The organism is Photobacterium sp. GB-72 (assembly GCF_003026095.1).
GTDB lineage: Bacteria > Pseudomonadota > Gammaproteobacteria > Enterobacterales > Vibrionaceae > Photobacterium.
Genome location: NZ_PYNV01000019.1, coordinates 49,866 through 71,777, shown reverse-complemented (window position 1 = coordinate 71,777; position 21,912 = coordinate 49,866). Strand labels below are relative to the sequence as shown.

The window sequence follows — 21,912 nt, the reverse complement described above, 5'->3', positions numbered from 1 at the left end:
TCCTTAGTTAGGCGTGTTGCGCTAAAAATACATCCACTTCTTCACGCGTTGGGATCGACGTTTGCGCGCCAAAACGAGTGACAGAAATCGCCGCGGCTGCATGAGCAAACTTAATGGCTGATTCTAAAGCCAAATCTTCTAATAAACCAGTCACTAACGCACCATTAAAGGTATCGCCAGCCGCTGTGGTATCGGTTGCTTCAACACGGAACCCTGAGATGATATCGCCGGAACCGTTTTGGCTTAACCATACCCCTTTCGCACCTAAAGTGATCATCACGGTTTTGATACCTTTACCATGCAGAATATCCGCCGCCTGCTGCGCTGATTGGTTATCCGTTACTGTTACGCCTGTTAGCACTTCAGCTTCGGTTTCATTAGGCGTGATCACATCAACACACGCTAACAACGCATCTGATAATTCACGGGCAGGCGCTGGATTTAAAATCACGGTCGTATTGGCTAATTTAGCGACTTTTGCTGCTTTTTCGATACCACACATCGGTGTTTCTAATTGCATCAATAAATATTCAGCCTGACGAATCATGTCTAAATCAGATTCAATCGCTTGCTCTGTTAACTTGTTATTCGCTTCAGCCGAGAGACAAATACTATTTTCACCGCAGTCAGAAACTTGGATCATCGCAATACCGGTCGGTGTGCCCACTTCTGTTTTCACACCACGCACATCTATTCCATCTTTGACGAAATTATCATGCATCAACATGCCAAACGCATCATCACCTACGCACGCAATAAACCCAATATCAGCATTTAAACGCGCAGCGGCAACCGCTTGGTTAGCCCCTTTACCACCAGGAATAACTTGGTAGTTACGACCATGCAACGTTTCCCCTGGGCGAGGAAATGAAGGTACTTGAAGAACATGATCAGCATTGACGCTGCCTAATACTACTAACTTACTCATTCTTTAATCCTTAGTTCTGTTAACCCTTTAACGTCAAAGGAGTAATGGGTTTAAGATCTATCAAAAACTTAAACCTATTAGGGCTTTGTCATTTATTGTGCAACATTGTTAGCTTTATGAAAGAGCAACCCAAACAAGAGAATGGGTTACTCTGTATCGTGATGAAGAAATAACAATAAAAGGGGTTAGATCTTATTCTGTAACGACTTTAAGTGGCACAGGGATGTTCTTTTCAACCTTTTCACCTTTCAGTACTTTATCAGCCGTTTCCACACCAAGCGCACCAATTAAATCAGGTTGTTGTGCAATCGTCGCCGCTAATTTACCGCGCTTAACAGCAGCAATACCATCTTCAGTTCCATCAAAGCCCACAATTAGGACATTTTTACCTGATGCTTGAACCGCACGAAGTGCCCCCAGTGCCATCTCATCATTTTGTGCAAATACAGCTTGTACATTCGAGTTTGCAGCCAGCAAGTTTTCCATTACGTTCAAACCTTTAGTGCGATCAAAGTCTGCAGGCTGGCTCGCTAAAAGATCCATGTCGTTGTCTTTTACCGCTTTCATGAAACCTTCACCACGCTCACGCGCGGCAGATGTTCCTGCAATACCTTCAAGCTGAATAACTTTTGCTTTCTCCCCCACTTTTTCCATAATGAAACGGCCTGCCATTTCACCACCCGCAACGTTATCAGAAGCAATATGACTAACAACATCACCACGGCGTGCACCGCGATCAAGGGTCAATACCGGAATATTGGCGCGATTTGCAATACGAATAGCATTTGATACCGCATCAGAATCTGTCGGATTAATCAGAATCGCTTTCACTCCACGTACTGTTAAATCTTCGATATTCGACAGCTCCTTACTTGGATCGTTTTGTGAATCCAATACAATCAAATTATATCCAAGCGCTTTTGCTTTAGCTTCCGCACCATCTTTCATTGATACAAAAAACGGGTTATTCAACGTCGATACGACAATAGCCATAGTCTCTTGCGCTTGTGCCGCGAAAGACACCGTAGAAGAAATAAGTGCAGCTGAAATAAGCGTTGCGATTTTTTTCATTGTTCTAGTCCTTTTGTAGGGGCGAGCCAGTTCACGTCATCTGGCTCGTTTGTTTTCTGTAATAATTCGTAGCGTATTATTTGTTTTTGTTATCCACTAACACCGCCAGCAAGATAACAACAGCTTTAGCAATCATTTGATAATAAGAAGAAACATCCAGTAGGTTCAGTGCGTTATTCAAGAAGCCAATAATAAGAGCACCAATTAACGTACCCATGATACGTCCCTTGCCTCCCATCAAACTCGTACCACCTAATACAACAGCTGCAATGGCATCTAATTCATAACCCATACCTGCCGTAGGCTGCGCAGAAGATAAGCGAGAAGTCACGATAATGCCGGCTAGTGCTGCTAACATACCGCAAATGGCATACACACCAATTTTCACACGATCAACATTGATACCAGAAAGACGAGCCGCAGACTCATTGCCCCCAAGAGCGTAAATATAGCGACCAAAACGAGTGTGATTTAAAAGGTACCAAACACCAGCAAAGACAATAACCATCAGCCATACAGGAACAGGAATACCTAACGCATAACCTGTACCGAACCATGCAAACACGTCTGCAGTATCAGTAAAGCCTGTAGAGATAGGACGACCATCGGTATACACCATGGTGACACCACGCAGTAATGTCATCGTCACTAAGGTTGCGATAAAGGCTTGAACCTTACCTTTAGCAATGATTACCCCACTGATCCCCCCCAATAACGCGCCAGCAAGCAAAGCCGTTGGCACTGCGATTAAAACGGGTACCTCTAAAGCAATCATACTGGCAGCCAATGCGCCACATAGCGCGAGCACTGAACCGACACTTAGATCGATACCTGCGGTTAAAATAACCAACGTCATACCGACAGCAATAATCGCGTTAACAGAGGTTTGACGAAGAATATTGAGGATATTGTCGACGGTAAAAAAGTTAGGGTTTAAAAAGGACACAACAACAATCAAGAAAAGTAATGCAATTAATGATTTTTGTTCAATTAACCACTCTTTGCTAAACCACTTTTGGCGATTTTGTTCAGTGGGTTTATTCATCGTATTCGTGCTCATGCTGCTTCCTCATTCATATTTTTGCCAACGGCACACGCGAGTAATTTTTCTTGATCCGTCTCTTTAGCATCGAATTCGCCAGTAATTCGTCCTTCATGCATAACAAGGATGCGATCACTCATACCGAGCACTTCAGGCATCTCAGAAGAGACTAAAATGATACTCATACCTTCACTTTTAAATTTGTTGATGAGTTGATAGATTTCTTTCTTAGCACCAACATCGACTCCACGTGTTGGCTCATCAAGAATAAGAACTTTTGGCTGGGTCATTAGCCCTTTTGCGATAGCAACTTTCTGCTGGTTACCACCGGATAAGTTACCGATAATTTGGTTGTGTGTTGGCGTCTTGATATTGAAAATTTTAATAAAGTCATCAACGGCAATCACTTCTTCTTTATGCTGAATTTGCACACCTTTTGTGAGTTTATCCAAAGCACAAAGAGACATATTTTCTTTTACAGATAAGCCCAGAACAAGGCCATCGCCTTTTCGGTCTTCAGAGATATAGGCAATACCGTTATTTAAACCGTCTTGTGGTGTCACAGGCTTTATAACTTGGTTATTCAGCTTAATAACACCAGCTTCAATAGGTAGCGCGCCGTAAATCAATTTCATCAATTCAGTACGCCCCGCGCCCATTAACCCTGAGATACCAAGAATTTCACCACGCTTTAGAGAAAAACTAACATCATGAACACCAGAGCCTGTGAGTCCCGATACTTCAAGGCAAGTTTCGCCATGTTTTACGGCAATACGTGGGTACTGCTCTTCCAACTTACGACCCACCATCATCTCGATCAGCCCATCTTCATTGGTTTCTTTAACTTGGCATTCACCAATGAACTTCCCATCACGCAATACAGTGATATCGTCACAGATTTCAAAGATTTCTTTTAAACGGTGAGAGATGTAAACAATGCCGCAACCTTGCTCACGAAGTTCATTAATGACGGTGAATAACGATTCTGTTTCTTTGTCAGTCAGCGCGTCTGTTGGCTCATCCATAATGATGACTTTAGACTCAAACGAAAGGGCTTTGGCAATCTCAACCATTTGTTGTTCGCCAAGGCTTAAGTCACCCAATAAGGTTTTTGAGGAGTGTTTCACGTTAAGGCGTTTTAACAGCTTATCAGCCTCATCATACATTTTTCCCCATTGAATCCGTCCCATCATGCCCGTGAATTCACGCCCAAGATAAATGTTTTCGGCAATGGTTAATTCAGGGATCAAGTTTAACTCTTGGTGAATAATACTAATGCCGGCTTCTTGTGAATCACGTGGGCCGTTAAATGCAGCAGGTTGACCTTGATAATGAATACTTCCTGCATCCATTTGGTAAATCCCAGTAAGCACCTTCATTAAGGTTGATTTGCCCGCTCCGTTCTCGCCCATAAGAGCCATTACACGACCCGCATACACAGAAAGGCTGGCTCTATCTAACGCTTTCACACCGGGAAACGCTTTCTCGATATCATTCAATTGTAGAATGGCCTGAGTCATAATTTATCCTCAACGTCGCTCTTGACTAAAACACCACACCGGATTGAAAAATCACATTGGCATACGGAGTACATTCGCCCGTTCTTACTATCGCTCGGCTTTGTTCCGTACGCTGTTTAAACTGCTCGTGGGTAACGTATTGAATATGAATTTTTTTATCCGTTTTCGCTTGCTCTAGTTCAAGTTCAACCAGCAAGGCTTGGTGATGTTCAGGGCTCACTTGGGCAAACTCTTCTGCCATGATCACCCCTTCAATTTGCATTTCAGAGAGCATCACACGCACCGTCTCTAAAAAGCTCGGTACACCATGCGTTAATGCTAAATCAATACGTTGAACGTGATCTGGAATAGGCAAGCCCGCATCACAAAGAGTGATTTCATCGGTATGTCCTAGTGTGGCAACGAGGTAAGACAATTCTGAATTAATGAGGGTACTTTTTTTCATGTTATCGACCATTCGGTTATACGTTTTCTTACTAAAAGCATCTGCTAATCGGTGAAAATTACCGTTTTAGAAAACACCATCGAAACGTTTCGATAGCATAATAATCCGACAGATTTTTTTGACTATCCCCGGTTCAATAAGATGTGAGAATGATCGGTCTTGCGTATCAATATAAAGACAAAAAAGAATACTAGGTCACACTTCAATCAGCGAAACGTTTCGATGAAAATAAAAAACAGATAACTCACTTATTCACCCTCTTTAGTATTAACTAAAACTTCACTAAGCATCGCGTTCATTTCCCTGTTTCAAATAAAGCAAAAGGGCTTTGAATATTAAACTCAAAGCCCTTGGCATTTATTTATCTTGGTCTGCTATTTACAGTTCATAAATAGCATTAGATTCCGATCCTAATAACTGTTTTAAATACTTACCCGCCACGCCAAACGTAATTTCCGGTATACCGGGCGTATACAGTAACTCTTCACACGCATACAAGGATGAATCGATAATAATAGCGACATGTTCAGGTAGCCCGACAGGACAAACGGCACCGGGTAAACACCCTAACTGCGCAGTCATCTCTTCACCAGTACAAATAGAGGGACGCTTACCGATTAACGTCTTTATTTTTTTCGAGTCCATCCGCGAATCTTTATCCGTCAAATACAACGCATAGCCATGATCTTTAAATTTCATAAAGATGCTCTTCGTATGTACTCCGGTCCAACCCAGTCTCGCTGCTATTTTTTGATCAGTTTCAAAATCAAGAATACTTTCGTGTTCCCATTCTCGATAAGGGATAGCCAATGACTTTAAACGTTGGGTATTAAACGCATAAATTTTTTGTAATGATTGCATATATCACTATCCCTTTTACTTTTACTAATACTTACCCATCAGCTCTTTGGCAAGAATGATCGCAATAGTAAACATCATTGCAGCCACTAACAGATCAATGCCTTTTTTCACTTTTGGCTGTGATAAAACAGGCCCAAGCTTTGCCGCCCCTAAAGACAGGCTATAAAACCAGACAAACGATGCCATGATGGTACCAACAGCAAAAGCAATACGGTCATTTCCTTCAAACTGACCACCTAGTGAACCAAGAATCACCACTGTATCAAGGTATAAATGTGGATTTAACACCGTCACCGCCAATGCCCCTAAGATAACAGCACGACGACCGCGAGCAACCACTTCACCATTTTGTTCATCAGCATTGTGTTTTTTAAACGCGCTTTTTAATGACAACAAACCGTAGAAGGTTAAAAAAGCAATGCCGCCTACTGTGACAAAGGTAAGTAACATGTCATGTTGCGCTAAAATGGCACCACCACCAAAAATTCCGATGGAAATAAACAGCGTATCTAGCAAACTGCAAATCGTTGCTGTCGTTAAATGGTGATTACGCTTTATACCTTGATTGAGAACATAAGCGTTCTGGGCGCCAATAGGGATGATCATTGATGCCCCTAAGCCAAACCCTTGTAATAAAACCCAAAAACTCATCATTCACCTCAGCAGCATCAAAATAATATTCGTAAAGAGCCGAGAAGATAAAAGGTTTAGATGGATAAGTATAATTAATGATTTTAATATAACATTAGAGATACTTATAACTGTGGTGTTACCTATATAACGTGGTGAGACTCATAAGCAAGGAGAGTGAAGTGCGAGGATTGGATTACAAATGGATTGAAGCCTTAGATGCGATTATTCATCAAGGGAGTTTTGAACGTGCCGCTGAATACCTCTTCATTTCACAGTCAGCCATTTCACAACGGGTAAAACAATTAGAAAAGTTTCTAGCTCAACCTGTACTGATAAGAGAGCAACCGCCAAAACCCACAGCAATAGGCAAAAAACTGCTGGGGTTATATCGTCGTGTTAGATTACTTGAACATGAAATATTGCCAGAGTTAGAAAACGATACCAGCGCACGCCCTATTCAACTTTCACTTGCGACCAACGCCGATAGCCTAGCGACATGGTTATTGCCGTCACTGCAAGATGTGATGAAACAAAAACAAGTTGAAATCACATTAAGCATTTATGGTGAAAACCTCTCGATTGAGAAATTGAAAAGCGGAGAAGTGGCTGGCGCAATTAGCCTCGAATCGCAACCGATCCCGTCTTGTCGAGCCGACTATTTAGGTTGTATTGATTACGTGTGTGTCGCGAGCCCTGAATTTACCCAGCGCTACTTCAAAAACGGTGTCAATAACCAAACACTCGCAAAAGCACCAGCGGTGTCTTACGATCAGTTTGACGATCTACACCAGAAATTTCTTACCCAGCACTTTAATGTAAATCTTGATAATACCGTCCATCATAAAATCAGTAGCTCAGAAGCTTTTATCAAAATGGCTCTTGCCGGCATCGCCTACTGTTTAATCCCCAAATTACAGATCATCGAAGAATTAGAAAAAGGCACACTGGTGAACATAACACCGAATTTTTCCTTATCTAACCAAATTTATTGGCATCACTGGCAATTAGAAACGGGCGTATTAAAAGAAATATCACAAGCGATCATTCATTACGCACAAAGCCATTTACCACAATAAGATCAGCAAAAAAAAGCCCTCCCAAATCGAGAGGGCCAATCCCTTATGTAGCACTAGTTATTATTATTAAGAAACGTCACGGCTTTATCAGGAAAATCAGTAAATACACCATCGACTTTTACCTGATTGTAGAACACATCAAGCATGCCATTAAAGCTCTCTGCGTATGACGGAATACGGCCTTCATCAGCACGGAAAGTATAAGGATGCACTGTTAACCCCGCCGCTTTTGCTTGCGCCATTAACGGTTTAATAATGATGTTCGATTGGGTTGATTTATCATCCACTAACATCGGTTTCCAAGGGCCAATCCCTTCCGCATATTGCGCCACTTTTGCCATACCATCCGGTTTGAACATCCAATCGTAGCTATACGGCGTTGCTTTATCACCGTCATAAACCATAGTTTCGTTCCAATCGGTATAAGCCATTAATTGGATAAGTTTTAAATCCATGCCCATCTCGGGCATTAAAGTATCATTAATACGCTTTAGCTCATTGGCATCAAAACATTGCAGGTAGACTTTGTCGCTTTGCGAGGTATAACCGTATTGTTTTAATTCTTTAAGTACCGCTTTAGAGATGTCTTTCCCTTCATGGCGATGGAACCAAGGCGCTTTAATCTCAGGATAAATACCAATGTCATAACCTAAGGTCTTATTTAAGCCTTGAATTAATTCAATTTCTTCCGCAAAAGTAGGCACAGTAAAGTGTGATTTCCACATTGGGAATCGTTGTGGGAAGCCCGCGACTTTCTCGCCTTTATCATTGATATTAAACCCTTCCGTCACCCTTAATGATTTAATTTCAGCGAGCGTAAAGTCAATCGCGTAATAACGTCCATCTTTACGCGCGCGATCAGGAAAACGTTCAGCAACATCAGTCACACGATCCAAATAGTGATCATGCAGTACCACTAATTGATCATCTTTCGTCATCACCACATCCTGCTCAATAAAATCAGGTTTCATGGCATAAGCGAGCGCTTTCGCTTCAAGTGTATGTTCGGGTAAATAGCCTGACGCGCCACGGTGAGCAATAACCAGCGGCTTTGCAATCGCCCCTGCTGATAAGCTAAGTACTAAAAAAGTGAAGCCAACTGAGATTGTTTTCATCATATATCCTTGATAAATAGTGAGGGACAATCCGCCCCTCAATACGGTTATTGTGCTAATGCTGCTTTTTCTTTTGCTTTACGTTCATGAAGTGCGCGCTCACCTAATAGTGCATAAACAAAGCACACAATAGATGTCACACAAGAACCAACCAGAATAATAAAGCCGCCATCCCAACCATAAAGATCAACGGTATAACCAAGCACAGCATTTGCTGCAACCGCACCACCAAGGTAACCAAATACCCCCGTTAACCCTGCCGCAGTACCTGCTGCTTTCTTCGGTGCAAGCTCAAGCGCATACAAACCAATTAACATAACAGGGCCATAAATTAAGAAGCCGATAGCAATAAGCGCCAACATATCAACCGTTGGGTTGCCTGCTGGGTTAAACCAGTAAACCAATACCGCCAGCGTTACCAGCACCATAAACAAGATACCGGCTGGTGCTCGACGTCCTTTAAAGAACTTATCGGAAATCCAACCACACAATAAAGTGCCCGGAATACCAGCCCACTCATACAAGAAGTAAGCCCATGATGTTTTATCGACAGAAAAGCCTTTCGCTTCTTTTAGATATACTGGCGCCCAATCTAGCACCCCGTAGCGGATCAGATAAACAAAGGCATTAGCAATCGCGATTGACCAAAGTAACTTGTTATTAAAGATATACTTAAAGAAGATTTCTTTCGCCGTCATTTCCGTTTCAAACGACTTATCATATCCATCAGGGTAATCATCTTTATATTCTTCAATTGGTGGTAAACCACATGACTGAGGCGTATCACGCACGGTTAACCAAACAAAAAATGCGACCAGCAAAGCAAAAAGAGCGGGAACATAAAAAGCAGTTCGCCAGTCGTCATTAAATGCCCAAAGGCCAAGAATAAACATAGGGCCGATTAAACCGCCACCCACGTTATGAGCAACATTCCACACCGACACTATTTCGCCACGTTCTTTACGAGACCACCAATGCACCATGGTACGTCCACACGCAGGCCAGCCCATTCCTTGGAACCAACCATTTAGGAATAATAAAATGAACATAGCAGCCACACTTCCCGTCGCCCATGGCATAAAGCCAAAACAGAGCATGACCAACGAGGACATAACCAGTCCCGCCGTTAAAAAGTATCTTGGGTTAGAACGGTCTGACACATTCCCCATTAAGAACTTCGATAAACCATAAGCAATAGACACCGCAGCCAAAGCAACACCAAGCTCTCCGCGGCTGAAGCCTTCATCAATTAAATATGGCATTGCCAAACTAAAGTTCTTACGGACGAGGTAATAACCTGCATAGCCGAAGAAAATACCGAAAAATAACTGCCATCGCAGGCGAGAATAGGTGCTATCGACCTTACTATTTTCTAAAGGTGCGATATGCGCCTTCGGTTTGAATATCCCAAACATCAGAGCCTCATTGTTATCCATACATTACTTAAAACGAACATTTTCGCTCACAAGCGAAAAAAAGTGGATTGTATGGATATCAAATTAAATTTCTGTGACAAAGGTTTAGTTAGTGTTAATAAATGGAATATGTTGCCAGTAAAATATACCTACCAAGAACAAAATCACGCTTTCAACATATAAAGTAATCATGATAGTTTTATTAACAACGAAATATTTCGCTCATAAAAAAATCAAATATATCGGATGGAAGTCGTATTACAGGAAAGAAATAAACGATGTAAAGAGAAAGAAAAATGCAGCTAAAACGTCTAAAAATACAACTCTATAAATGTGTCAACAAACTTTAATATCAAATTTAATCAGCAATCTTCGCAGTACATCACAAATCATCTATATACTTAGAGCGAATTGATGATTTTATGCTTAGAATCATAGCGTTAAAATAGCGTATTTTAGAAGTGCAGATAAAAGCGTGGCCATCATGATCGTATGCTGCTAAAAGCTGGCTGATTTAAGCCCAAATTGGTAAAACGTAATACGCTTTGAATACGCCTAAATTTCAAAGCACAATATATACATTAGTAAGGTAAAGTCATCAAAATGGAAGTAGATAAATATTTACTACGGGCGGTAACATTTTATGCTTAAAAAGCTTATATCTAGCATACTAAATAGAAGAGTAAACAAATTATCATCAATAAATAGCCTTCCAGAAAAACCGAATGTATTTATTAATGCCACATTTCAGATAGGCGACTACTTCGCAATGTCACCTATTATTGAAGCAGTTAAAGCCAAGTGGCCAGAAGCCAATGTGGTTGTTTTATGTACGAAGAAAAATGAAGATGTTGTAAAATATGACACTCGGGTTAATTACATTTGCTTACCCAAAGAAAGAGAATGGTATAAATACCCTAAGATATTAAAAGAGAAGATCAATTGTAATGTCGATTTACTAATAGAAGTGTCTTCTATAGAAAAACCACATCGGAGCATCGTCGGTTTTACATTAAAGCCCGACTTAACTATCGGTCACGATTGTTACCAGCATAATTGTATACAGAACCCACCGATACAATTTAATAACGATAACATAAGTAAGCCTGAATGCTGGTCAAAACTAATGGCCGCATATGGTTTTGCTCAGCCCCCTGCTCTGTTTAAGGTTTTTGCTAAAGAAAACGATAAAATGGAAATGCTGATCAATAGTAAAAACCTTAAAGACTATTTGGTTTTTAATCCATTTGCTTCTCGTAACAGTAGATCACTAAGTATAAAGAAAAGCATAGATATACTTACAAAATTAAAAAACGATGGATTTAACTGTGTCTTTATTTTGCCTTCCTATATAAAAAATAAAGATGAATGGGAAAGCCAATTAGCGCCCGTTTCTCGTGTTTGCTGTGTAGATTCTATACAAGACGCGATTTATTTGATTAAACAATCAAAAGGCGTGATCTCTGTTGATACCGCGATTATTCACATAGCGAGTGCTTACAATATACCCACAATAGGTTTATTTAAGGAGTCACAACTTGAGTGCAAGCTTTGGCATCCTCAGAGTGCAAAAAAACATGTGGGAGCATTAACCGGCAATGTTGAAGATATAATTAATAGTCAAATTTTCACGACTAATGAACAATCTCATTAAGCTATGCTTCTCAATATAACCTTGTTATAACGCAGGTAATTTATAAACCGATTCAGCGCTCTCAAGCTATGAATCGGTTTACCATTTCTTCAATACACATTGAATTTTTCATCAAAAGCGATTCAACCTCATCGATTCACCCCCACCGACTTATCATCAAAAGACAACCAAAAGCCTAAGCAACATAGCAATCATCAATCGTTTTGCTTTAGGGTGTCTCATTTTTTCTACAAATATAAAACCTAAACATATGTTTTATATACCATTTATGTATTATAGCTATTGCATATATTTGACACATGTCGCCCATTCTCTAATCTTGATTAAGGATGCTACGTGATGAAAAAACTTCTTTTTGTTGCACTCTCTTTTTTACTATTTTCAGCTCCATCATTCGCTGATTATACAAACTATACAGTGCTAAACAGTACGCCAGGTACGGTTGACCTTGTTTTAGAAGGACCATTTTGTGAACAGCACTTTCTCGGCGAGATACAACCTTCTGAATTGAGGCAGGATAACCTAACCAGAGGAATTTGCATGCTTGCAAGGATCGATGGCGCGATTCATATGGATGATGGTGTTGTCGTCCCCTTAAAATACAGATCACCCGGTACAACATATGGTCAGTTCATTGTTGTCGCAAAACAAGAAGAGGGGAAATGGAGCGGAAAAATAATGCCGTTCGATGATTTGGATGGGTTTCCAGCCCCTAAATAGATCAAATGTTAATAACTAAATAATGCTTAATAGAACATCAAAAAATATAATTAAATGGCCCATACAAAATGGAGCATTTAATTTAAGGACTGATAAGGCTTGGTTTCGATATTAATACGAAACCGAGCCTTTAATTTGACTTTATTTAATATGGAGGTATCGCTGCTTATAAAACATAAAACAGCTGAACTTTCTGAGTATATATAAAATCGAGGATCAGATAATGCTCACTTCCGTTAGTGATAACTGGAATCACGTAATGTCTGTCAATCTACTAAATACTATAGGAATAACTACAATTTAAGCCCACAAGATTACCGAGACGCAATTGGTTCTTCTGATACAACGGGTGATACTTATTACCGTTACCCACGCCAAGTCTCCTTTTATATCGACCAATTATTCGGCGTGAATCTTGAAGATGCAGGATTAAATATTAATAATCAGGTGTCATTATTAGCAGGGCAATTTAATCGAGTATTTGCATTCGCAATGACTAAGTTGTCATACAAGCCAAATAAAGACAAAGAAGCACTGACTTTTGTCACGGCATCTCAAGCTGACAAAGCATTTAAAGATGCGCTAACGCAGTTAGACATTAAGTCTACAGACTCATTTACGTTAAGTAATGATTCTGATCGTAAAGCTATTTATCAGTTACTTGATGTTGCGATTAGCAATGTTGAAAAAGCGATAGGAAGTGATTTTAATGCGGTAACGGATAAAGGTCCTATTGATCCAACAAGTGAAATCCAGATTTATACTGATGCAAAAATAGAGGGTCAGATGTTCCTTTCTGCTTCTAAAGCAGGAGCAAATATCGTTAATAACTGGATGACACCAAATACCCATATTTCACTGCCAGTTGATGCAAGTATCGATCAAATGAAAGACAGTGGCGTCGACTGTACAGCACAGGCACAAAGTGCTTTTGCTAAGCTTGCAAGCGAGGCTGATCCAGAACATCCACAGCAAATTAATGTTAATTTCCAAAACAATAGCTGTATGATTTCTATTGGCGATTACACACCAGACGTTCCAGTACCACCGGTACCTGAAGGTGAGTGGGATCCAGCTAAAGTCTATGATAAGCCATGTGAAAAAGTCATGCATGATGGCCTGTCATACCATAACCAATGGTATACCACAGGTGAAGAACCAACACCTGAAGCATCTGCTAATTGGGGTGTATGGCGTATAGTGGGTAAAGATAGTGATATGTGTACAAATTAATCGTACTGAATGATTACTTCGTAAGTTCAAATAAATAGATTTACTATTTAAGCGAAATTACCCTCACAAAAGCCAGCCTATACCATGCTGGCTTTTTGTTTATTTCGCTGTTGGTGACTTAATCGTTACCTTGCTCTTATAGTGAGAAATAATGTTTTGCAAAACATAGACTTATCTCTTTTAATCGTCTAACCACTATCTCTTTTTAAACTATCCATATCGTCAATAATAGTGATTTACAAGTCAAAACCGCTACCACCGCGTTGGATAACCACATTTTTTATAAAACCTGACATATCTCTAAAGTTATAGACAAAGCACTGTGAAATGTCTGTGCTATCGGCTAAAACATTAGCAATTCGCAGAGATTAAATTGTTAATGGTAACAACACAAAACAACGCCATTAATAACGGTTATGCCCTCGTTTAAACCCAGCCTAATCAAAGGAGTATGATTTGGCAGTAAAAATTACAATACTTAACGCATCTGGAAAATTAAGCCAATACTCAGACTTATTGGAGCACACGATTGGATGTGCCCTTATTAAAATTGGTGAATTCCTTGAAGTATCAAAGATTGATATTACTGTTTCTCCATTCCAAACAGGGGAAGAATCCCCGTCAGGCTTAGGCGGTTACGCTCTTAGTGAGCATAGAGTCGAGCTGTTAGTGGACAGCTCTCGAGATGATATTGCTGAAATAATAAAGACAGAGCTTCTTGAAGTTCTAGCGCATGAACTTCACCATGCAGTGAGATTAAGTTTTCACATGCCAACAGGCACCTTGTCACAGCAGCTAATAATGGAAGGTTTAGCGTGCCATTTCGAAAATCTGGTGACCAACGGTAAGCCATCGTCATTATTTAAAGAGCTCGATAACTATGATTGGCGCAACGGACTAGAACAAATGAGCCATCTATTAGACACAAAAGACTTTTCATTAGATAAATTGTTTTTGGGCTCACACCCTGATGAGTTCCCGAAATACGCAGGTTACTGGATTGGATACAATTTAGTTGCTGAATATGCGAAGAATCATAATGCAACCGACGCTGAAATGATAAAGCTAGAACCATCCCACTTTTTAAATGATAAAGTGAAGGCGGCTTGTTAAGCGACAGATAAGAATTATGTCGCGTAGCCGATGCCTATCCGACATGTTGGATAAACCCAAGCACTCTGTAAGCAAATATTGAAAATATATAGAAACTGCTCTCACAAAAGCCAGCCTATAACATGCTGGCTTTTTGTTTATTTCACTATCTATGGTTCAACCATTATCTTGTTCTTATAGCGTGAAATAATACTTTTCAGATAAGGGCTTTATCTCTCTTATAATTGCCCCGCCACGCTCTCCGTTCCAACAGGCAATAACAGTAATTTACAAACTAAAAACAGCTTGTAGCGCATAAGATAGCTAAGTGTTTTATAAAACCTGACGTATATCTAAATTTCTAGACAAAATGCTGTTAAAAATCTGCTTTATCCGTTAAAAATATCGGCAATTATCAGAGGGTGCGTTGTTAGTGGAAGTAAGGTTAATAAGGTGTGCTGAGGATCTAATATATTAAATACAGCTAATTAGTGACCAAATTTACATAACATGCTTCTACCCACAAATGTGTTAGCTCAAATACTCATTCATATCGTATTAACGTGATTGTGAATTATTTTTATTTTAAATAAGGCTGATTAAATACATTTCTTACTTTAAACATCCTCTCACAAAGGTTAAGTGAAAAAAGCGCCACTAACCTCATGATATAAAGAGATCATATCGAATATGATAAAGGGATTTTATGAGTCTATTTTTGCGCGAAAGTAAGAGTACTTATTAATATACTGTTATACCCTACGATCAAAAAATGGCTTGGTAAAAGGAGCAACTATGTCTAAAAACAGTCCGTATAATTTATTTAAAATAGAACTACCATTTGAACGTAGAGACCAATTTGATGCAACGATAGGTCTCGAAAATTACCTCTTAACTCGTTATCCCAAAAGTCTTTGGTACTCAGAAGATAAGAATGCAATACTTTTAGACATTCCGGATAGCGTCGAAGACTTCTATGAAACAGTACAAAGTTTAATCAAGTTACCGTCAGGTGGATTTAAAGCAACACTTTTAGAAATTGACGAATCACATTTGGATTTAGAAGAAATAGACTGGTTCGTCGAAAGATACGAAGTCAGAAAAGAGCTGGTAAGCTCGTTGCCTCCTGTACTCATTGAACAGCTAAAAAAACCACGTCTGCACATTATTTCACTTAGCAGATAGCACGGCTATAACAGGGCGTTATAGGATTCGAGGTAAATATGAATCATCAGGATTTAGCAAATGCGACGTTTCGCATTGAAAGTGGTAACAGCTCAGGTAGTGGGTTTAGTTTTCGAAATGAGAAAACAGTAGTCACGAATCATCATGTAATCGAACAACATATCTCAAGTGGTGTTCAAATATATGCAATTACAGAAAAAAATATTCGATTGAGAGCTAAGTTAATAAGCTATTCTCATAAAAAAGAGCATGATTTTGCAATTCTTGAATTAGAAGACGAACTTCCGAATGGTCGCATAGTTCTTCAACCCGATGAGTCGGAGGACATCACTCGAGGTAAACGTATTTTATTTGCAGGTTTCCCTCACGGTATTCATGACTTGTTAATTCATGAAGCAATAATTTCTGGTCCAACTCAAGCTCATGGTTTTTACATTGATGGTTCAGTGAATGGTGGTAATTCAGGTGGACCTATTGTCGATTCAAGTTCTGGACTTGTCGTTGGTATCGTTACACAACGACGTTTCCTTGGTGGAGGTTCATTAAACTCCTTACGTCCACCAATCGCAGAATTAACAGCTCATTGTCAAGAGATTGCTCAAGGGTCTGTATCGATCATGGGTATTGACTTCGGACGCTTAGCTCAACTTATCGCTAATGGCTTATCAGCTATTACAGATGCTCTAGAATCAAATGCAAACTCAGGCATTGGTATCGGTTTCAAAATCAAATTTGCAAATGAGGAGGTTTTGAATCCTGTAAAAAAGCAATCTATAGGTAGCTTTGTACCCAGAAATTCGCCGTGTCCTTGTGAAAGTGGCAAGAAATTTAAAGACTGTTGCGGAAAAATTTTATAAAAAATAAGGATATGTGTCGCGTAGCCGACACCTATCCAAAGCGTTGGACACATTAAGACCATCTTTTATAAGTAATTTGCTTTAAGTATGAGTTACTGTAAAACATAGTTATATATTGGGAATCTACATGTTATATAAATATTTTTCTTTTAATGAAAATTCATTATCTTGTCTAATTAATAATGAAATATGGGCGTCTAAACCAACGGAATTTAATGATCCATTTGATTCAATATTAACAATAGATTTTGAAAATAAAAAAATTAACTCTCTTTTCAATGAATATGTTGAACATAAAGCAATAAGTTGTTTTTCTAAAAATATGGATAATATCTTAATGTGGTCTCATTATGCTGATTGTCATAGAGGTTTTTGTATTGGGATTGACTGTCTTGAATTAGAAAATAGTAAAATTATGGTTGAGGTTAAATATAGTGAAAGTTTTTTAGAAGTAGATAATGATACCTTTTTACATTCAAATAAAATTGGAGGGATTAATGAAGAATGGCAAAGAATATTGACACAAAAGTATGATGATTGGAAATATGAAGAAGAGGTTAGGTTGATTTTACAACTAAATGATTCAAATGCTAAAGGGAAATTATTTTGTCTTCCTGATGGAGCAATAAAGGAAATATATTTTGGATGTAATATGAATGAAAAAAATAAGAATACAATTAGAAAAATACTTAAAAATGATCAAGTTATTTTTTATGACATGAAAAAATCAAAAAATAACTTCAAATTAGATATTATATGACAAAGTAACTAAGTCAGGTTTCAAGTATAGAAAATTAACTGTTCCTTATAGAAATTTGAAAGATTCTTAAATAAGATATTAAAGCACATATGAATATTACAGCCAGCTCTATATAAAAAGCGTTATTTTTAAGAGGAGATTTTATGTCCCAAAAACGAGGAGTAGTTTTCTGTCCCCACTTTATGAACCTTAGTGGTGATGCTTACATACCTCATGTTCAGCTTCGTAAAGAACAGATGCAGAGCTTCTGTCTTTATTGGGATTATATTGTGCAGCCTATTAGTGCTCAACTTCCTCTCTGGAAGAAAAGCGTGGATGAGATTATTTTAGAAGAAGCAGGGATCTTACTCAAAGAATATCAAGATCTACCGCTAGCAAGAAACATATACACGACAGAGTCGGCATATAGCTTAAAGTCTGATGGTTCAAAAAATTGGGTTAATACGTTCTTAGACTTTCAGGCTCAGTCTTTAAAGAAAAGATCAATAAACCAACCCGATGTTATCTGGGTTCCACAGCAATCCTATAGGGAGTTTATAGCTAGAGAGAAAGATGCAATTGATGAATATTGTATACAAGTTGCACTATATAATAAGCTCCCCATACCAGCAGGAAATATATCCATCGAGAAAATCGTTGCGTTTAAAAATGAACATTCAGTTTTGTTAAATGAATTTCGAAATTCGATGGATTTGGTAACGCGTCAAGTTTCACTTCCTACTGGATTTAGTGAAACATCTTTGAATTTGGCAATTTCTGACCTAGAAAAAATTACTAATGAAATTGCAGCGTTATCTCGAAGTAGGTTTGGTCGTTTAATTAAATTTACAGATCTAAAAGTAAATATAGGATCTCAAAATGTAACGACGTTAATGAGTGAATTTTTTAAGGGCGCATCTATTTGTGGAGGTATATCTCTTTTTGAGGGAACACCTATAAATCCACTAACACCAATTTTTGGTGGGCTAGTATGTTCTGCTGCAAGTATGATTAAATTAGAGCCTATAAAAAGTAAAAAATTAAAAGTAATTCCAGAAGATCAAGTTGAGTTTAGTTATCTTACTGAAGCATTTAAGGCAGGCGTTTTGTAATATTGATATCAATATAATTAACTTGCTATGGTTGGAATTTTTGGCTCAATATTAGCTTAGTGTTTATAGTTTTGAAATTGAGTTTGATATGCTTTTCGTATTATGGAGTAGAAATTGGAAGAATTGTTTAAAGGAATTGTAAAAGATCGAACTAATGCGGATATTGGTTGGATGATAAATAAATCTCCTTTTTATAATGAAGGATATAAAATAGCAGCTCGTGAATTAACTGTAGATTATGATAATAGGATCACTAACGAAAAAGATGCTCTGGTTTTTCCTATTGTATTTTTGTATCGACAGTATTTAGAGCTGACACTTAAAGATCTTATTCGAGAACTAGATAAAAAATTAGGTTATAAGAGAAATGATAAAATTCTTTCTCTGCACAAGTTGTTACCTCTCTGGGATGCAGCAATAGAACAATATGAAGCTTTTATAAAACAAGAAAATATTACGCTTATATTTACTCCTAAAATAAAAAAAGAACGTCTCATTGTTAATCAATTCAACAAGATTGATGAAGACTCTTTCTCTTTTAGATATGCAACAGACAAAAAAGGAAACGAGACAGTTAAAGGGATTAATTACATAAGTGTGGATAATTTTAAAAGTCAAATTGAGATAGTTGTAAGTTACGTAGATGGAATGATTGAAACACTTTGCCACACAAAAACATAGCGATGTTGTGTATGTACCGTGCAGCCGACATTTATCCTAAGTGTTGAACAAATCCAAGTCTTCTTACATAAGTAAAAAGAGTGAAGAGTGAAGAGTGATAGCGAGAAAAACTGAACATTACACTTATTTTTCCTAATGATTGCTAGTAGGGATAGAGCTAATTCTCAAAATGGTTTATGTCCAATAATGACTTAAGTCAGCAAGAACGCATAAATATTGTTGAATACATTATCTAAAACAAAAAAGCCAGCACATAACATGCTGGCTTTTCGTTTATTTAGCTATCGGTAAGCTTATAGCTTATCCCATGCGTCAGCCCAGTATAGGCTTGAACCTGGTGCGTATGAAGCATTTGCACACCAGCCCGTGTAAGGCCATGGTTTACATTGGTATACGTTACCGTCTGTACCTAATACTTGGTCGCCCGCTTGGTACGCTTTACCCGCTTCATAAGCAGGAACGTCAGTTACTGGTGGCTCAACCGTACCTTGATCTTCTAATACAAACTGGTGACGAGATTCTACTTGCTCACCTTTTGATTGGGCGATCATGCGTAGTGAGTGTTTACCTTCCACTACGTTATTAAGTACCAGTTTAATCGCGCTGTTAGCGGCAAAATCTGCCGTGAAGTTACCGCCGTTTACTGGGTAACCCATTGCGTCAATCACATCAATCTGTACAGAACTTGCTTTGTTCGCGGTGTAATTCAGGTTCAGTGTCGCAGTGCCGTTAGTGATCTTGTAGCTGCTGTTTACGCCAGATAGAGATGCGGTGAAATCTGCTTCTGGTTGTGGTGGTACAACGCCGCCACAGTCGCTATCGCCTGCTTCACGCCAAACGCCCCACTCACCCGTTGTGCCTGGTTCTTCACCTTTCGTATACCAACCCGCTAACCAATCTTTACCGTTATGGCTTACTACATCATCTTCAACGTAAACAACATCTGATTTCCACGGATTAGTACACACGATAGAGCCATCGTTAACTACCACGGTACGCTTTACAGTTACCGTCTGGTTTGCGCTGTCTGTGATTGAGTAAACAAGTTCGTATTTACCCGCAACCGCAGTGTTTACAGCGCCAGATACTGTGATGTTTGCTGTTAGATCGCCATCTTCTGCATCCGATGCTGATACGCCAGCCATGACATCGAAGTTTTCACCGATTTTCACAACTGCATTTGCCACACCAGCGAAGGTTGGTAATGCGCTAAATACGGTTACTTTACGTGGTGATACGGTTTCATTGTTGTCTGAATCTGATACTGAGTAAGTTAGTACATACTCGCCTACACGTTGTGTATCTACCGAGCCAGATACGTTAATTGCTGATGTTAGGGTGCCGTCTTCTTTGTCTGTTGCTGTTACGCCAGCCATTGCATCAAAGTTTGTGCGGTGCTGAACGCGAGCATCCGTTAAACCCATGATCACAGGTTTACCCGGTTGAACAACCGGTGGCACTTGGCTGTGAATGAACGGGCCGTAAGTGTTAATAAAGCTGCTGTTGTACGCTTGACCTGCTTTATTCGTGCCGATATCCCAGTTGATAGACCATGTCATTACACCACGTAGTGGCTGAGATTGTGCTTCAAGGCGTTTGAATGCATCAAACAAATCTTGTGGGTCTTGTACGTAACCTGTTGCTGCGGCATCGATGTTGGTTGGAATACCAAATACAAGTTTATCGTGTGGGATCTTAGTGAAACCACGAGTACCGTTGATCAATGAATCAGCCATGTAGTAGATGAACTCTTCTTTTAGCACATCATTATTTTGGGCAATCCAACCAATGCCTTCAATGTAAACGCCGTCACCACCTTGGTTGTAAAACTGTGGGTTGATCCAGTCGTAGTAACCTTCAAGACCTGTGATGTAAGGAATGTATTTGCCCGATTCTGTTAGGTACGGGAATTCTGGCGCCATGGTGATAAGGAAGTTTTTACCTTGTGCACGGTAGTGATCTTTAACCATACGCAGTGCCGCTGGAATAACGGTTTGGTTATCCGCCGCATCAATCGCTGCTTGCTCAAGGTCGATATCTAGACCATCGAAACCGTATAAATCTGTTAGACGAATGATTTCATCAGCGAATGCTTGCTCATCGCCTGTTTTCATTTCAACGTGCGCATCAGCGCCACCTAGTGCGATAAGCACAGAGCGACCTTGATCGTTAAGCGCTTTAATTTGGTCGATGAATTGCTGCTCGGTTAAACCCGTTTCCGCATCTAAATGAAACGTCGGAATACGGCCTTCAGCCACGTCGTAAACTTTCATGAAAGAAACATCAACCACGTTATACATTGGGTTAATGTCTTTTAGTGACATCGCAGGTGCATTACCCATTTTATAACCTTGGCCGTCAGCCCAGTTATGCCAGTAACCCACAACAACCCCGCCTTCAGGGTTAACCATTTTGTCACCCGCGTGAGCGGTAAAGCTAATTGCGCAAGACAGTGCCACTGCACTCAATGCAAATAGAGATGTTTTTTTCATGTTATTACTCTTAAAACGACATTGGATAGGCATGTATCTTT

General features: G+C 39.3%; 20 protein-coding genes. 10 read left to right on the top strand and 10 right to left on the bottom strand.

Going from position 1 to position 21,912, the window contains the following annotated elements; translation table 11 throughout:
- Nucleotides 1-7: 7 nt before the first annotated feature.
- The 7 genes from rbsK to C9J40_RS18105 form a co-directional block, all read right to left on the bottom strand.
- Nucleotides 8-928 carry a ribokinase gene (gene rbsK, locus C9J40_RS18135; protein WP_107247598.1) on the bottom strand — a complete coding sequence of 307 codons (921 nt, stop codon included), beginning with the start codon at nucleotides 926-928 and terminating at the stop codon, nucleotides 8-10.
- Nucleotides 929-1,120: 192 nt separating this feature from the next.
- Nucleotides 1,121-1,999 (bottom strand): ribose ABC transporter substrate-binding protein RbsB, encoded by an 879-nt coding sequence (gene rbsB, locus C9J40_RS18130; protein WP_107207090.1) that lies wholly within the window; start codon nucleotides 1,997-1,999, stop codon nucleotides 1,121-1,123.
- Between the two features lie 76 nt (nucleotides 2,000-2,075).
- Nucleotides 2,076-3,059 (bottom strand): ribose ABC transporter permease, encoded by a 984-nt coding sequence (gene rbsC / locus C9J40_RS18125; protein ID WP_107207091.1) that lies wholly within the window; start codon nucleotides 3,057-3,059, stop codon nucleotides 2,076-2,078.
- On the bottom strand, nucleotides 3,056-4,561 hold the full coding sequence (rbsA, locus tag C9J40_RS18120) for a ribose ABC transporter ATP-binding protein RbsA (protein WP_107207092.1): 1,506 nt from the start codon (nucleotides 4,559-4,561) through the stop codon (nucleotides 3,056-3,058). The genes rbsC and rbsA overlap by 4 nt, the downstream gene beginning before the upstream one ends.
- Before the next feature lie 25 nt (nucleotides 4,562-4,586).
- Entirely contained in the window at nucleotides 4,587-5,006 is a 420-nt protein-coding gene (rbsD, locus tag C9J40_RS18115; RefSeq protein ID WP_107207120.1) for a D-ribose pyranase, read from the bottom strand.
- 378 nt (nucleotides 5,007-5,384) lie between these two features.
- Nucleotides 5,385-5,867: a YbaK/EbsC family protein gene (locus C9J40_RS18110; RefSeq protein WP_107247597.1), complete on the bottom strand. Its 483-nt coding sequence runs from the start codon at nucleotides 5,865-5,867 to the stop codon at nucleotides 5,385-5,387.
- Nucleotides 5,868-5,891: 24 nt separating this feature from the next.
- The gene (locus tag C9J40_RS18105) at nucleotides 5,892-6,518 is read right to left on the bottom strand and encodes a LysE/ArgO family amino acid transporter (protein WP_107247596.1); all 627 of its coding nucleotides are present in this window, start codon (nucleotides 6,516-6,518) and stop codon (nucleotides 5,892-5,894) included.
- Between the two features lie 161 nt (nucleotides 6,519-6,679).
- Between C9J40_RS18105 and C9J40_RS18100 the strand changes: the two genes are divergently transcribed.
- Nucleotides 6,680-7,576: a LysR family transcriptional regulator ArgP gene (locus C9J40_RS18100; protein ID WP_107207101.1), complete on the top strand. Its 897-nt coding sequence runs from the start codon at nucleotides 6,680-6,682 to the stop codon at nucleotides 7,574-7,576.
- Nucleotides 7,577-7,629: 53 nt separating this feature from the next.
- On the opposite strand, the gene glpQ is transcribed toward C9J40_RS18100, so the two are convergent.
- Together glpQ and glpT are read right to left on the bottom strand one after the other, a co-directional pair.
- Nucleotides 7,630-8,691, bottom strand: coding sequence for a glycerophosphodiester phosphodiesterase (glpQ, locus tag C9J40_RS18095; protein ID WP_107247595.1), 1,062 nt, complete (start codon nucleotides 8,689-8,691; stop codon nucleotides 7,630-7,632).
- A 47-nt stretch (nucleotides 8,692-8,738) separates the two neighbouring features.
- Entirely contained in the window at nucleotides 8,739-10,106 is a 1,368-nt protein-coding gene (gene glpT / locus C9J40_RS18090) for a glycerol-3-phosphate transporter (protein ID WP_107247594.1), read from the bottom strand.
- A gap of 769 nt (nucleotides 10,107-10,875) precedes the next feature.
- On the opposite strand from glpT, the gene C9J40_RS18085 reads away from it, so the two are divergent.
- The 9 genes from C9J40_RS18085 to C9J40_RS18045 all read left to right on the top strand — a co-directional run bounded on the left by C9J40_RS18085 (nucleotide 10,876) and on the right by C9J40_RS18045 (nucleotide 19,379).
- On the top strand, nucleotides 10,876-11,760 hold the full coding sequence (locus C9J40_RS18085) for a glycosyltransferase family 9 protein (RefSeq protein WP_158259275.1): 885 nt from the start codon (nucleotides 10,876-10,878) through the stop codon (nucleotides 11,758-11,760).
- A 339-nt stretch (nucleotides 11,761-12,099) separates the two neighbouring features.
- Nucleotides 12,100-12,480: a hypothetical protein gene (locus C9J40_RS18080; RefSeq protein ID WP_107247592.1), complete on the top strand. Its 381-nt coding sequence runs from the start codon at nucleotides 12,100-12,102 to the stop codon at nucleotides 12,478-12,480.
- A gap of 408 nt (nucleotides 12,481-12,888) precedes the next feature.
- Nucleotides 12,889-13,713, top strand: a complete 825-nt coding sequence (locus C9J40_RS18075) for a hypothetical protein (RefSeq protein WP_107247591.1) — start codon at nucleotides 12,889-12,891, stop codon at nucleotides 13,711-13,713.
- Nucleotides 13,714-14,169: 456 nt separating this feature from the next.
- Nucleotides 14,170-14,826 (top strand): DUF2268 domain-containing putative Zn-dependent protease, encoded by a 657-nt coding sequence (locus C9J40_RS18070; RefSeq protein ID WP_107247590.1) that lies wholly within the window; start codon nucleotides 14,170-14,172, stop codon nucleotides 14,824-14,826.
- Nucleotides 14,827-15,600: 774 nt separating this feature from the next.
- Complete coding sequence (locus C9J40_RS18065) at nucleotides 15,601-15,990, top strand: hypothetical protein (RefSeq protein WP_107247589.1); 390 nt, start codon at nucleotides 15,601-15,603, stop codon at nucleotides 15,988-15,990.
- Between the two features lie 38 nt (nucleotides 15,991-16,028).
- A complete protein-coding gene (locus C9J40_RS22400) occupies nucleotides 16,029-16,847 on the top strand; it encodes a trypsin-like peptidase domain-containing protein (RefSeq protein ID WP_107247605.1) in 819 nt (272 codons plus the stop codon).
- A 127-nt stretch (nucleotides 16,848-16,974) separates the two neighbouring features.
- The gene (locus C9J40_RS18055; RefSeq protein WP_107247588.1) at nucleotides 16,975-17,607 is read left to right on the top strand and encodes a DUF2971 domain-containing protein; all 633 of its coding nucleotides are present in this window, start codon (nucleotides 16,975-16,977) and stop codon (nucleotides 17,605-17,607) included.
- Nucleotides 17,608-17,750: 143 nt separating this feature from the next.
- Nucleotides 17,751-18,698 carry a DUF6236 family protein gene (locus C9J40_RS18050; protein WP_107247587.1) on the top strand — a complete coding sequence of 316 codons (948 nt, stop codon included), beginning with the start codon at nucleotides 17,751-17,753 and terminating at the stop codon, nucleotides 18,696-18,698.
- Between the two features lie 114 nt (nucleotides 18,699-18,812).
- On the top strand, nucleotides 18,813-19,379 hold the full coding sequence (locus tag C9J40_RS18045; RefSeq protein WP_107247586.1) for a hypothetical protein: 567 nt from the start codon (nucleotides 18,813-18,815) through the stop codon (nucleotides 19,377-19,379).
- Between the two features lie 293 nt (nucleotides 19,380-19,672).
- Here the strand turns inward: C9J40_RS18045 and C9J40_RS18040 are convergent, their stop codons facing one another.
- Nucleotides 19,673-21,871, bottom strand: coding sequence for an immunoglobulin-like domain-containing protein (locus C9J40_RS18040; RefSeq protein ID WP_107247585.1), 2,199 nt, complete (start codon nucleotides 21,869-21,871; stop codon nucleotides 19,673-19,675).
- Between the last annotated feature and the right edge of the window lie 41 nt (nucleotides 21,872-21,912).